This window comes from Enterococcus sp. DIV1726a, assembly GCF_051710985.1.
GTDB lineage: Bacteria > Bacillota > Bacilli > Lactobacillales > Enterococcaceae > Enterococcus_B > Enterococcus_B hirae.
Window position 1 is genome coordinate 1,637,215 of sequence record NZ_JBIOLS010000001.1, and the last position, 13,761, is coordinate 1,650,975.

Genomic DNA, 13,761 nt, shown 5'->3' on the forward strand with positions numbered 1-13,761 from the left:
AACGCTAATTTTATACAAAAAAGTAGTTATCTTGGAACAAGCATTTGACAGCAACCCAAATTTGTTTTCCTACAGACAAAAAAACTGTTATTCACAAAAACAAGAAAACATTTTTGTAAATAACAGTCGATTACTATTAAAATGAGAAAAATTTTAGTTCTTATTCTTCAAGTCCGATCTCTTCTCGAACAACTGCAGCAATCTTATCCACGTAATATGCTACTTTTTCATCCGTTGGCGCTTCAGCCATGACACGTAATAATGGTTCAGTTCCAGAAGGACGAACTAAAATTCTTCCTTCACCAGCCATCTCAGCCTCAGTTTCTTCAATCACTTTTTTGATCGCTGGAACTTCCATTGCACCATTTTTGTTGCTTACTCGGATATTTACTAATTTTTGTGGGTAGATCGTCACTTCGCTCGCTAACTCGGATAATTTCTTCCCAGTTTGCTTCATGATATTCAGTAATTGGATTCCTGATAGCATTCCATCACCTGTAGTATTAAAGTCAAGGAAGACCATATGACCAGATTGTTCTCCACCAAAATTATAATCATTTTTTCGCATTTCTTCTACAACATAGCGGTCACCAACCTGAGTAACTACGTCCTTCAAGCCAATTTCTTCCACCGCTTTATGGAATCCTAAATTACTCATGACCGTTGTAACGATCGTATCTTTTTTCAAACGATTTTTCTTTGAAAGGTATTTCGCACAAATGAACATGATTTTATCACCATCAACGATGTTCCCAAGTTCATCCACTGCAATAATTCGATCCCCATCACCATCAAATGCTAAACCGGCATCGGCGCCTTTTTCAACAACCATTTCAGCTAACTTTTCAGGGTGTGTTGAACCAACACCATCGTTAATATTTAAGCCATTAGGGCTGGTACCCATCGTATAAAAATCTGTTTCTAAGTCTGCGAATAAACGGTTGACAGAAGTTGCTGTCGCCCCATTTGCCGCATCGACACAAACGGTTAGGCCTGATAGATCCCCATTGATCGTTTGCACTAAGAATTGAGAATATTTTAATAAGCCTTCTGGAAATTCTTCTACTGTTCCTAATCCCTCTGCTGAAGGACGTGGCAATTCGTCCACTTCGGCATCAAGCAATGCTTCAATTTCTAATTCTTGTTCATCCACTAATTTAAACCCATCAGCACCAAAAAATTTGATTCCATTATCTTGTGCAGGATTATGTGAAGCAGAAATCATCACGCCGGCATTGGCTTTTTGCAATCTTGTTAAATAAGCAACTCCTGGTGTGGAAATGACGCCAAGTTGAAATACTTCAATACCAACTGATAACAAACCAGAAATTAAGGCTTCTTCTAGCATTTGCCCAGAGATTCTGGTGTCACGCCCAACTAAAACCCGTGGACGTTTCCCTTCTGTTTCATGTTGGCTTAATACATATCCGCCACATCTACCTAACTTAAACGCTAATTCTGGTGTCAATTCTTTATTGGCTTCGCCACGGACACCATCCGTTCCAAAATATTTACCCATAATTGTAAATTTGCTCCTTTAACTTAATTTTCCGAAGAATACGTTTGACTCTCTTGTGTACTTTGCATAGTGGATTCACTCGAATCTGTACTTTCAGAAGTTTGCTTGCTTTCTGTCTGGACACTAGAAAGTGACGTGCTCGATGTAGTCGACTTTGTCGTTGACGTTGTTGAGTCATTCCTTTTAGTCGAACTTTGATTTTTATCGACTGAAGAATCACTAGTTGTCGATTCCAGCACTGGTGTTATCTCAACTTTAACCGATTTAGGCGAGACGCTCATTCCTTGTTCAACAGGAATCTGAATCGTCCTAGTCGTTCGATGAGTAATTCCTGATATGTCGATAGGCACAGCGATACTATCCCCTATTTGAGCAAGTTGTTCCGTCGTCCCTGTGACTTCAGCCTCTAATTCGGAAAACTTGAAATTATAGTTCTTAATTCCTTCGCCTTTTGTCCCTTGTTGAATACCATATAGGCTAACCGTTTTTTTCGGTTTGATTGCATCTGACGTGACGTTGACTTGCACTGGATCAGAAACAATACTCAACGGCTCACCAGCTGAATTTAACGCTTGTACAGATACATTGCTATTCACACCATCGTCCGTTATCATTGACGGGTTGACTTTTGCAACCACTTGATGAATTTCCGCTAAAGTCTTATCTCCAGTGGTGATCGTGACCTTCGTTGGATCGACAGTTGTTTCAGTTAAATTATAACCAGAAGGCGTCGTCTCTGTTGGCAGAATAGCTTTAACTTCAAAGTCTTTGGTCACTTTCTTTTCAATTGTAACCGTGATCGTTTCCGGTTGCAACTTAGCGGTGACAGCGCTGCTTAGATTTTTGATTTTCAATGGCACTTCGTGGGTTCCTTCACCTAGCTGTGCTAAGTCTGCGGTGACCCTAAAGGTACGGGTGTCTTCATTTGCCTCAGCCATCAACTGGATACGATTCGCACTAGCCAATTTGACAGTAGTAGTGTTTTCGTAACCATGGATATAATACTTATCGGTATCATATAAAAGTTGGATCGAAACATCAGAAGCTGTCTGCGAATAGGACTCGTTTCCAGATAATGTGTTTTGCATCGTTTGACCATTCGCATTGAAATAAAGAATGATACTAAACAATAACGCAACAAACCCATACAGAATACTCGTACGCTTTTCTTTTGAGATCATTTCCGATCCCCTCCCTTAGTCATTGCGTCCAAGAAAGATTGAAGCCCATTCTTTTTGTTTTTATTTTTTTCTTCTACAATTAGTTGTTTTCGTAAGATCGATAAATACTCTTCTTGCGATAACCCTGGTATCAATTGATTGTCTAAAGTGATACTTACATCTCCTGTTTCTTCCGAGACCACGATAGTTATTGCATCGCTGACCTCACTAATACCGACAGCAGCTCGGTGACGTGTTCCAAATTCTTTTGGAATCAACATACTTTCTGATAAAGGTAAATAGGCACTGGCAACTGCAATTTTTCCATTTTTGACAATAACTGCCCCGTCATGCAGCGGCGTATTGGGGATAAAGATATTAATGAGTAACTCACCAGTAATATCTGCATCCAATGCAATGCCTGTCTCAATATACTCATCCAAACCAGTATGACGCTCGATCGTAATCAGAGCACCAATCTTACGTTTCGACATATATTGAATAGCTTTATCAAAGGATAGGATCATCTTCTCGTCTTCTTGCTGTTCGCTTTTCGTTTGTTTGAATAACGAACTTCTTCCCAGATGTTCTAACCCACGACGAATCTCTGGTTGGAAGATAACGATTGCTGCAATCACACCATAAGTTATGACTTGATTCATCAGCCATGACAGCGTGTGTAGCCCAATCAACTCAGCCGCAATTCGAATCACGATAAAGATGGCAACGCCTTTGAGCAATTGGATCGCTTTCGTCCCTCTTAGTAGCTGGATCAGTTTGTAAACCAAATACCATACGACTAAAATATCCAGTATGTTTACCAAAAAATTCAGAGAAAATAAGTCACCGGAAAACATTTGTTGCCAATACTCTAAATTAAAAAGTTCCCCGATTTGAAATGACATAAAAAGCCTCTCTTCTCTTTTGAGATTTCCCTTTAAGTATATCATATGTTTGGAAATATGAGACGATTCTGGCTACTTTTTTCAAGAAAATTACATAAATTATTCGATCGATTTTTCCGCTCTTTAAATTGTTTGCTTATCATTCACCGAATGAGATTGTTGGATCACTGAACGAAACATCAAAACATCATTTTCGACGTGCTGCGCGTTCTGCTCTTTTAGCAGCTCTTCTGGCTGCTGCTTCATCATCGATCTTACGTTCTTTTTTTCTCTTTTTCGTTTCGACTTCCTCTTCTTTTACAATTGGATCAGACGGTTCTAGTTTTTCTTTAATTTTATCAAGCTGTCCAGTGAGTGAAGCATAATTGTAAAAACGAGTTTTTGCATCTAGAACCGTTTTTTCAAACAATTTTTCAGCTAATTGAGGGTTGGCCCTTTCTAGTGAAGAAAACCGGACTTGCTTACGCATAAAATCGCCCATTGTTGAAAAGTCTGGTTTTTTGTAATCCAAAATCATCGGAACCTTCCCTTTTTCAATTAAACTTGGATTATAACGATAGAGGGACCAATAGCCTGATGAAACAGCTTCTTTGGCTTCTTTAATCGATTCTTTCATGCCACCCAACAGACCATGGGTGATACAAGGCGTATACGCAATGATTAGTGATGGCCCTGGGTATTTCTCTGCTTCTTCAAACGCCTTGATTGTTTGCATTTGATTGGCACCAGAAGCAATTTGAGCGACATAGACGTTCCCATAAGTCATTGCCATCATTCCTAAATCTTTCTTCGACGCATATTTCCCACTTGCGGAGAATTTTGCAATAGCTGACGTTGGCGTTGCTTTAGAGGTTTGCCCCCCAGTATTAGAATAAACTTCATTATCCAATACTAGGATATTCACATCTGCCCCACTAGCCAATACATGATCGATACCACCAAAGCCAATATCATAAGCCCAACCATCTCCGCCAATAATCCATTGACTGTTTTTGACAAAAATATCTTTGTGCTCAAGAATGGATTCCAATTCTGGGACTTGCTGTACTTCCGCTACCATCGCAGCCTGAAGTTTAGCTGCTCGTTGTTGTGTTCCTTCGCTATCGAATAAATGGTTGAGCCAATCCTCCATCAACAGTCGAAGCGCACTCGATACTTTTGGCATGATTTCACGAACAGATTGCGCTAAAGCTTCACGACGGGTTTGAGCAGCTAGTAACATACCATAGCCAAATTCAGCATTATCTTCTAATAAGGAATTAGACCAAGCTGGACCTTGCCCACAAGCATTCGTTGTGAACGATGATGCTGGCGAAGCTCCTCCCCATATTGAAGAACAGCCGGTTGCATTAGCGATCATCATTCGGTCTCCGAACATTTGGGTCAAAAGTTTCACATATGGCGTTTCACCGCAACCCGAGCAGGCACCTGAAAATTCAAGCAACGGTTGGTTAAATTGGGTAGCCATTACCGTATTTTTTCCTTTCATAGGGTTTTCTTTCTGTCTCAATGTCATTGCAAACGCCCAATTGACCGCTTGTTCTTTTTGTTCCTCGTAAGGTTTCATCACTAACGCTTTTCCTTTGGCTGGACAAGCCTCCACACATAATCCACATCCTGTACAGTCCTCCACGGAAACTTGGATACGATATTTTAACCCGTCAGGTCCTCTCATATCACGAACGATAAATCCTTCAGGCGCTTCAGTCAGCTCTTCTTCATCAGCTAAGAATGGGCGGATGGCTGCGTGCGGACATACAAATGCGCACTCATTGCACATCGTACAACGGTCACTGATCCATTCAGGGACTTCTAGGGCTACACCTCGTTTTTCCAGCGCTGCTGTTCCTAATGGCATCTCGCCAGTTGTCATCTGGTTGGCTACTAAAGTACCTACTGACAGTTGATTTCCTTCTTGAGCATTGATCGGCGTAAAAATCTCTTTTACGTAACGTGATGTTGTCTCTTCTTTTTTGCTAGGTAGTTCTAATGATCGCCAATGATTGGGGATTTCAACTCTATGGAGAAGTTCAAGGGTATGATCAATCGCTTGGTTATTTTTTTCTACGATTTTCATTGATTTATGACCATAGCTTTTAAGCACTTCTTCTTTCAAGAGCGGAATCACTTCTTCAATAGGAATAATGTTTGCTAATTTGAAAAAAGCCGTTTGCATGGCAGTGTTAATACGACGACCTAATCCAACTTCTTGAGCAATTTTCATCGCATTGATCGTATAAAATTGAATCTCATTTTCTGCCAAATATTTTTTTAGACGAATAGGCAGATGCGTTTCTAACTGCTCATCTGTCCATAAAGTATTCAATAAAAATGTGCCACCTTTTTTCAACCCTTTAACTAAATCATAGCTGTGCAAGTAAGCAGGCGTATGACAAGCGACAAAATCAGCATGTTCAACTAAATAAGTAGAACGAATTGGCGTGTTTCCAAAACGGAGATGGGAAATCGTCAATCCACCTGATTTTTTTGAATCATAGTAAAAATAGCCTTGGGCGTATTTGTCTGTATGATCACCAATGATTTTAATAGCTGATTTATTTGCACCGACAGTCCCGTCAGAACCAAAACCCCAAAACTTAGCTTGATAAGTTTCAGCATCCGTTAAATCCAATGTTGGTCTTGGTGCCAAAGAATGATAGGTAACATCATCCACTATCCCGATTGTAAATCGTTTTTTCATTTGTTCATCTTTTTGCAACTCGTCAAAAACGCTGATGATTTGATCTGGTGTCACATCTTTTGATCCTAACCCATACCGCCCACCAATTATTTTAGGACAGATTGTTGCATCATAAAGTGCACTTTGAACATCTAGCAGTAATGGTTCCCCACCAGCTCCTGGTTCTTTGCTTCGATCTAATACGGCAATTGACTGTGTAGTTTTAGGAAGTTTTTGCAACAATGTTTCAATTGGGAATGGGCGATAAAGATGGATATTCAAGAAACCGACTTTCCGGCCATTTTTATTCAAATAATCGACTGTCTGCTCAATCGTTTGCGCTACCGATCCCATCGAAATGATGACTTCTGTCGCGTCGGCAGCACCATGATAAGTGACTAAATCATAGGAAGTTCCACGTAATTCATTGATTGCTTGCATGTATTTTTGTACGATGCGAGGTAATTGTTCGTAATACGAATTGATCGTTTCTCTTTGTTGAAAATGAATATCTGGATTTTGATTCGTTCCACTAACAGTTGGGTGGTTAGGGTTCATCGCTCTGTTTCTAAACGCAGCAAGTTTCTCTTGATTGATTAACGATGCTAACTCGTCATATTCTAGTACTTCAATTTTTTGGATTTCATGGCTCGTACGAAAACCATCAAAAAAATTCAAGAATGGCAGCTCTGCTTCAATCGAAGCCAAATGTGCTACGGGTGCTAAGTCCATAACTTCTTGCACACTACTTTCTGCAAGCATCGCAAATCCAGTCGATCGAGCAGCCATGACATCCCCATGATCCCCAAAGATATTTAACGCATTCGTCGTGACTGCACGACTTGCGACATGAAATACGCTTGGTAGTAATTCACCAGCGATTTTATACATATTGGGTATCATCAACAACAATCCTTGAGAAGCTGTATAAGTCGTTGTCAGCGCTCCTGTTTTGAGCGAACCATGCACAACACCAGCCGCTCCTGCTTCAGATTGCATTTCAACCACTTTAACTGGTTGTCCAAAAAGATTTTTCTTCCCACTAGCAGACCATTGATCCACTAATTCTGCCATCGTTGAGCTGGGCGTAATGGGATAGATTGCAGCTAATTCTGTAAAAGCATAAGAAATATAAGCGGCAGCTGTATTTCCGTCCATTGTTTTCATTTTTCGCATTTGTCATCATCCTTGTTCAAATTCTCTCAAATATCCCACCTATTATAACGCAAAAGCTCCTGAAAACCTACCTATTCTGTAAAAGTACTCACATGAGAAGATACATGCTTTATTAAACAAAAAACTAGTCTTTTTTCTGAAAAATGCTTAAAATGAATCTAAGAGGTGATTATACATGGATATATCTATCATTAAAGCAGATAAAACAAATACCGAAACTGGCATTCATTATGGAAACTTAGATGCTCCTAAGAAAATGGCAGAGTTTATCAATCTGGCTTGCCCTTATTGCCGTCAATGGTTCAACGAATCTTATGAATTACTCGAAGAAGCTGTAAGTAAAGGTCGTTTGCAACGGGTGATCAAACTTTTTGATAAAGAAAAAGAAAGTTTGCAACGTGGGAATGTGATGCATCATCATATTGATACGTCAGACGGTCAAGTAGCTTTACGAGAAATCAAAAAAGTATTTGATTCGCAGGATGATTGGAAAAATCTTAGTCTAGCAGAAGTAGCAGATTATGCTCAAAATAAGTTAGGTCTAACTTACCTAGAAGAATCTCCTGCCTCTCAAGCAATTATAGCTGAGGCGAATGCTGCCAATATCCGTTTTGTTCCAACTGTTATTTTGGAAGAGCATATTTTTGATGAATCGATCAAAAAAGAAGAACTAATTGACTACATTAACGAGTAATAATCCTGACTATCACATGTACTTGTAATCATTATTGATCAGGATTGACACTATCGTTCCGACCCTAACAAGACCCAAAGAACCTCAAAATAGCCTAGCCTATTTTTAAGGTCCTTGGGTCATTTTTGATTGAGCGACTATCCAGATCTTAATTTAGAAAAAGATAAAAAAACGGATTGATACACCATCTATCTATCCTAAGACCTTTCGTTGACAAAGCTTCGTAAACTAGCTTGGACACGTGGGTTATTTAGATGCTGTTGCCATTTCTGTTCGATGACATTTTGTACTTTTTCAACGGCACGAGTTGTAGTCGATGAAAAACTTTTTGGCTGTGACAATATGGGTGAGTCTACCCGTGCTTTTTTCAGACTTAGGTCCAGGGCGCCAGAATCCGATTCTGAATTCCTTCTCTTCCTCTCTCCTTCTGATCTCATTTCTTGACTCTTTTCATATTTTCCTTTCACTTGGTCTGAGATATTTGATCTAAGCTCGATTTGATCAAAACGGCTGGTTAATTCATCCATAGATATTGGGTTTGGTGGTTGGTGACTCGTGCTTTGGTACAACGGATTGTTTTTAACTAGAGATAACACTTCATCTTTATGGATAAACCGCAGTTTTCCATCGGAATTAGGAACGGAATAAAAAGAAAATTCTGTCGCAATCTCGTTAACTGTCCTCCCTTTCTTTTCTTCATTTCGGATGTAATCACATATTATTTCTTGGACCTCTTCTGGTGATAAATTATATTGATATGAAATTACTCCTATATTTTGATTCTCCTTATACTCACTAACAATGATTTCACGCAATGGATCTATTCTATTCGATTTAGTGTAGATTTGATGAAACTGGTTTGTTGATTCAGCCATAGATATTGGTTTTGGTGGTTGGATCGTGCCTTCTTGTATCAGATTTTTCTTAACTTCAGAGATTGCTTTCTCAATGATAGGTGGTCCTGGGCTGTTTAATTCTGGTTGAGATTCGTTCTGAATTTTATTCACTATCTCTTGAACGGCTTCTTCGTTTATCTTTAGCGTACATGCAATTTCATTAATGGATACATTTTTTTCAATTGCTCCCTCTACATATATCTTATAAATTTGAGCCAACGTGCAGCCATTTCTTTCCGCAATTCCTTGAATTTTTTGGTTCTTTAATATATTGTTTTTAATATACTGATATGGAAATGTTTTTATTTCAGTTTGAGTTAAACAAAGCTGGTTACTTATTTCTTGTCTAGATATTCCCCTAATTGAATGATCTATAATAAATTTAGCCATTCGATGTTTCACCATTCCCGGAGTCCTGTCCAATTCGGTTGCAATCTTCCCAATTTTCATACCTGTTTTTCTTTTCTTGACAAGATCATCGAAACTTAATCTTTCCCTCTTTTTTGTTTTTTTTCTTAACAACACGGTATTTGTTTTTTTAATGCTTTTTTTTGCATCTCCCACTAATTTGTTATTTTTTTCAACTTTTTGGAAAACCTCAAGTATCCTTGGATATCCATCTAAACTCACAGGTAATATTCTATTTAATTCTTCCCTTGTATACCCTTGATCATGAATTTTTCTTATTGCATAATCCTCTATTATCGTTTTAGTTTTTTCTACAGAAATATCCAAGCTTTCAGAGATCTTCAGTATATTTTCCTTTTTTTTAAGCTTGTGAACGACTAATTTTTCTATCACGTAATCTTCTGAACAACCAATCATCTCAGGAATGAGTCGGATATTACCATTCCTTCGAAAATTATTTATGATGAATGCATGTTTTCTTCCCATTATACTATTTGAACTTTTATGTAGTCTTTCAGCTATCTGAGGTACCGAAAAACCTTGGTATATGCTACGTGCGATTTCTAAATTAAGTATCCTATAAGCAGTTGGTCTACTAATCTTTAATCGCTTAGTAAGTTCTTTTACACTTACTTTATTTTCAAGTCCATGAATGAACTCTCTATGGATTTTATTCATTTGCTCCTTATTGCGGCGTTTCCGAAACGTTAGTTTTTTTGGGCTAACCTTAGGGAGGCGTTTCATATGAATCTCTTGTTTCTCTGTATCTTTTTTTTGTTTTTTCTTTCTTTTATTATTAACCTTATTTTCCATAGTAATTATTCTCCTTTGTTTTTAGTAGCAATAACCGTTATCAATGGGACTTGCTACTTACTTTTTAACATACTAAAGGACACTGAGTAGAACTTTTTTTGGAAATATAATAAAAAAAGATTCTGAGACGAATACTTGTCCCAAAATCTTCCGATCTCTATACTTTTGATGTTAGCGAAACTTACCGATAACTGTATGAGTTACTTCTGATCAAATCATTATTGAACTGTTAAGAGTGACTCAAAAACATCACTCGCCCGTGCGCCATTTTTCTTTAAGTTTTTTCATTAATAAAACTTCATCAACGAGCTTTAACATGGGAATTAACAAGATGCTGTTGTCTTCTCTCATTATTGATATCTTGCGCTTGTTTAGTGACATGAGAAATAGTCGATGAAAAATTTTTCAATTGTGGCCACTGTTTATTTAATGGACTTGGCTGTGAAACCATGGACGAGTCCAACCGTATTTTTTTCAGACTTAGGTCCAGGGCGCCAGGATTCGATTCTGAATTCCTTCTCCTCCTCTCTCCTTCCGATTTCATTTCTTGACTCTTTTCATATTTTCCTTTCACTTGGTCTGAGCTATTTGATCTAAGCTCGATTTGATCAAAACGTCTGGTTAATTCATCCATAGATATTGGTTGTAGTGGTTGGTGACTCGTGCTTTGGTACAACGGATTGTTTTTAACTAGAGAGAACACTTCATCTTTATGGATAAACCGCAGTTTTCCATCGGAATTAGGAACGGAATAAAAAGAAAATTCTGTCGCAATCTCGTTAACTGTCCTCCCTTTCTTTTCTTCATTTCGGATGTAATCACATATTATTTCTTGGACCTCTTCTGGTGATAAATTATATTGATATGAAATTACTCCTATATTTTGATTCTCCTTATACTCACTAACAATGATTTCACGCAATGGATCTATTCTATTCGATTTAGTGTAGATTTGATGAAACTGGTTTGTTGATTCAGCCATAGATATTGGTTTTGGTGGTTGGATCGTGCCTTCTTGTATCAGATTTTTCTTAACTTCAGAGACCTTTCCAGATTGATGGATAAATAACACTTGTCCATCGCCTGTATGAATGGTAGAAAAATATAACTCTGCCGCAACCTCATTAATCCGTCTCCCCTTCTTTCCTTTATTTACTATGTATTCGCTTATTATATTTTGTACCACTTCTAGCGGTACATTATATTTAGCTGAAATCATTTTTATATTTTTTTTCTTTTTATACTCACTAATAATAGATTTACTCAATAGATCTAAGCTATTTGGTTCAGGGTCGGTTTGATGAAACTGGTTTGTTGATTCAGCCATAGATATTGGTTTTGGTGGTTGGATCGTGCCTTCTTGTATCAGATTTTTCTTAACTTCAGAGATTGCTTTCTCAATGATAGGTGGTCCTGGGCTGTTTAATTCTGGTTGAGATTCGTTCTGAATTTTATTCACTATCTCTTGAACGGCTTCTTCGTTTATCTTTAGCGTACATGCAATTTCATTAATGGATACTCCTTTTGCAACTCCCCCCTCTACATATATCTTATAAATTTGAGCCAACGTGCAGCCATTTCTTTCCGCAATTCTTTGAATTTGATGGTACATTGCTATATAATCTCTAATATATTGATATGGAAGTACTTTTATGTCAGTTTGAGTTAAACAAAGCTGGTTACCTATTTCTTCTTTAGACATTCCCTTAATTGAATGTTGTATAATAAATTCAGCCATTCGATGTCTCACCATTTCCGAAGTCCAGTCCAATTCGGTTGCAATATCACCAATTTTTATCCCTTTTCTTAGTTTCTTGACAAGCTCTTCGAAGCTTAGTTGTTCAAGTACCCTTTCTGGTTGTGTTTTTAATAATAAGGTATTTGTGTTTTTACTTTCTCCCTCTAACTTATTATTTTTTTCAACTTTTTTGAAAGTCTCAAGTATCCTCGGATATCCATCTAAACTCACAGGTAATATACTATTTAATTCTTCCCGTGTATATCCTTGATGAATCTTTTTTATTGCATAATCCTCTATTATCGTTTTAGTTTTTTCTACCGAAATATTCAAGCTTTCAGAGATATTCTTTATGTTTTCCTTTATTTTTAGCTTGTGAACGACCAATTTTTCCATCACATAATCTTCTGAACAACCAATATTCTCAGCAATGAGAGGGATATCACTATGCCTTTTAAAACTATTTTGGATAAATGCATGTTTTTTTCCCATTATACTACTTGAACTTTTATGTAGTCTTTCAGCTATCTGAGGTACCGAAAAACCTTGGTATATGCTACGTGCGATTTCTAAATTAAGTATCCTATAAGCAGTTGGTCTACTAATCTTTAGTTGCTCGATAAGTTCTTCATGACTTATTTTATTTTCAAGTCCTTGAATGAACTCTACTCGTATTTTTTTCATTTCCTCCTTATTGTGGCGTTTTAGAAACGCTAATTTTTTTGAACTATCTTTATTGGGGCGCATCTTATGAATGGATTTTTTCATTTCAAGTGCGCCTTCGATATACATTAATTGAATCTGATCGAACGTAGAACTGTTTAACCAAGCAATATGTTGCATTGTATTAGCCTTTAACTCTACTGTAAGATAGTTGTATACATTTTTTTTCATTTGAGCTGTTGTTAACCAAAGATAGGTAGAAATGTGTTGTTTAGGGGTTCCCTTACTCGATTCACTGATAATAAATTGCGCTATTATCATTCGAATTGTTTTATGACTTCTATTCAACTCTTGTGCAATTTCCTCAATATTTTTACCTTTCTTTCTTTGGATAGCAATATAATTAATTAGATATTTATTTAATTCATTTGATGTTATTTCTTCTAACTTGTCTTTTCTATTTTCTTTGTAAAAATTAATTATTTCATTTTGTCTCCTACTTTCTACTCCTTTTTCTCCTGATTCGTTTTCCTTTTTAACTTCAAGGTAGATATTATGGACTCGTGGATTCTCAGCCAAATTAAGATACAACATTTTATTCAATTCTTCCAGTGTGTATCCTTCCTCACAGATTTTTCGTATTGCATAATTTTCTATTATCTTTTTAGTTTCTCCTAATGAAATAGAAACACTCTTAGTAATATCCTCGATATTTTCCATTTTTTTCAGCTTTTGAATAATTATTTTTTCAAGAACATACGCCTTCGTACCACCTATCTGCTGAGAAATGGAGTCAATCCTAGAGGAAGGTGGAATCTCAGAAATGGAATTATTACTAGAGGAATCCGAAAAACGTCTTAGAATATAGTTGTGTTTGTTTCTGTGAATTTCCTCAACGGGCTTGTGAAATCGTTCAGCTATTTCAAGTTCCGTAAATCCTTGACTTAGTTTACATGCGATTTCAAGCAATTTGATTTCAACCACTGTTTTACGGGATATCTTCAAGCTATCTGCAATTTCTTCATCTGTTTTTCCTTGTTCATAACCTTGAACGACCTTGGCTCTCAGTATTTTATTCAGATATTTCATGACACTATTCTCCTTTGTTT

Annotated in this window: 7 protein-coding genes; 1 reads left to right on the forward strand and 6 read right to left on the reverse strand. The window is 37.2% G+C overall.

What is annotated here, in order from left to right; translation table 11 throughout:
- Nucleotides 1–160: 160 nt before the first annotated feature.
- From glmM to nifJ, 4 genes are all read right to left on the reverse strand, one after another.
- Nucleotides 161–1,519 (reverse strand): phosphoglucosamine mutase, encoded by a 1,359-nt coding sequence (gene glmM / locus IGJ27_RS07325; protein ID WP_010718960.1) that lies wholly within the window; start codon nt 1,517–1,519, stop codon nt 161–163.
- A gap of 23 nt (nt 1,520–1,542) precedes the next feature.
- Nucleotides 1,543–2,700: a CdaR family protein gene (locus tag IGJ27_RS07330; protein WP_178305893.1), complete on the reverse strand. Its 1,158-nt coding sequence runs from the start codon at nt 2,698–2,700 to the stop codon at nt 1,543–1,545.
- A complete protein-coding gene (gene cdaA, locus IGJ27_RS07335) occupies nt 2,697–3,584 on the reverse strand; it encodes a diadenylate cyclase CdaA (RefSeq protein ID WP_010737735.1) in 888 nt (295 codons plus the stop codon). The genes IGJ27_RS07330 and cdaA overlap by 4 nt, the downstream gene beginning before the upstream one ends.
- Before the next feature lie 187 nt (nt 3,585–3,771).
- Nucleotides 3,772–7,440: a pyruvate:ferredoxin (flavodoxin) oxidoreductase gene (gene nifJ, locus IGJ27_RS07340; RefSeq protein WP_178305892.1), complete on the reverse strand. Its 3,669-nt coding sequence runs from the start codon at nt 7,438–7,440 to the stop codon at nt 3,772–3,774.
- A gap of 175 nt (nt 7,441–7,615) precedes the next feature.
- Between nifJ and IGJ27_RS07345 the strand changes: the two genes are divergently transcribed.
- The gene (locus IGJ27_RS07345) at nt 7,616–8,134 is read left to right on the forward strand and encodes a thioredoxin domain-containing protein (RefSeq protein WP_178305891.1); all 519 of its coding nucleotides are present in this window, start codon (nt 7,616–7,618) and stop codon (nt 8,132–8,134) included.
- Nucleotides 8,135–8,331: 197 nt separating this feature from the next.
- Here IGJ27_RS07345 and IGJ27_RS07350 read toward each other — a convergent pair whose 3' ends face one another.
- Both IGJ27_RS07350 and IGJ27_RS07355 read right to left on the reverse strand, forming a co-directional pair.
- Nucleotides 8,332–10,251, reverse strand: a complete 1,920-nt coding sequence (locus IGJ27_RS07350) for a hypothetical protein (RefSeq protein WP_438791699.1) — start codon at nt 10,249–10,251, stop codon at nt 8,332–8,334.
- Nucleotides 10,252–10,552: 301 nt separating this feature from the next.
- Complete coding sequence (locus IGJ27_RS07355; protein ID WP_178305888.1) at nt 10,553–13,741, reverse strand: hypothetical protein; 3,189 nt, start codon at nt 13,739–13,741, stop codon at nt 10,553–10,555.
- Between the last annotated feature and the right edge of the window lie 20 nt (nt 13,742–13,761).

Excerpts from the sequence above, each read along its gene's own strand:
- cdaA (WP_010737735.1), bottom strand. The coding sequence starts at position 3,584 with ATGTCATTTCAAATCGGGGAACTTTTTAATTTAGAGTATTGGCAACAA.
- IGJ27_RS07330 (WP_178305893.1), bottom strand. The coding sequence starts at position 2,700 with ATGATCTCAAAAGAAAAGCGTACGAGTATTCTGTATGGGTTTGTTGCG.
- IGJ27_RS07350 (WP_438791699.1), bottom strand. The coding sequence starts at position 10,251 with ATGGAAAATAAGGTTAATAATAAAAGAAAGAAAAAACAAAAAAAAGAT.
- glmM (WP_010718960.1), bottom strand. The coding sequence starts at position 1,519 with ATGGGTAAATATTTTGGAACGGATGGTGTCCGTGGCGAAGCCAATAAA.
- IGJ27_RS07345 (WP_178305891.1), top strand. The coding sequence starts at position 7,616 with ATGGATATATCTATCATTAAAGCAGATAAAACAAATACCGAAACTGGC.
- IGJ27_RS07355 (WP_178305888.1), bottom strand. The coding sequence starts at position 13,741 with ATGAAATATCTGAATAAAATACTGAGAGCCAAGGTCGTTCAAGGTTAT.
- nifJ (WP_178305892.1), bottom strand. The coding sequence starts at position 7,440 with ATGCGAAAAATGAAAACAATGGACGGAAATACAGCTGCCGCTTATATT.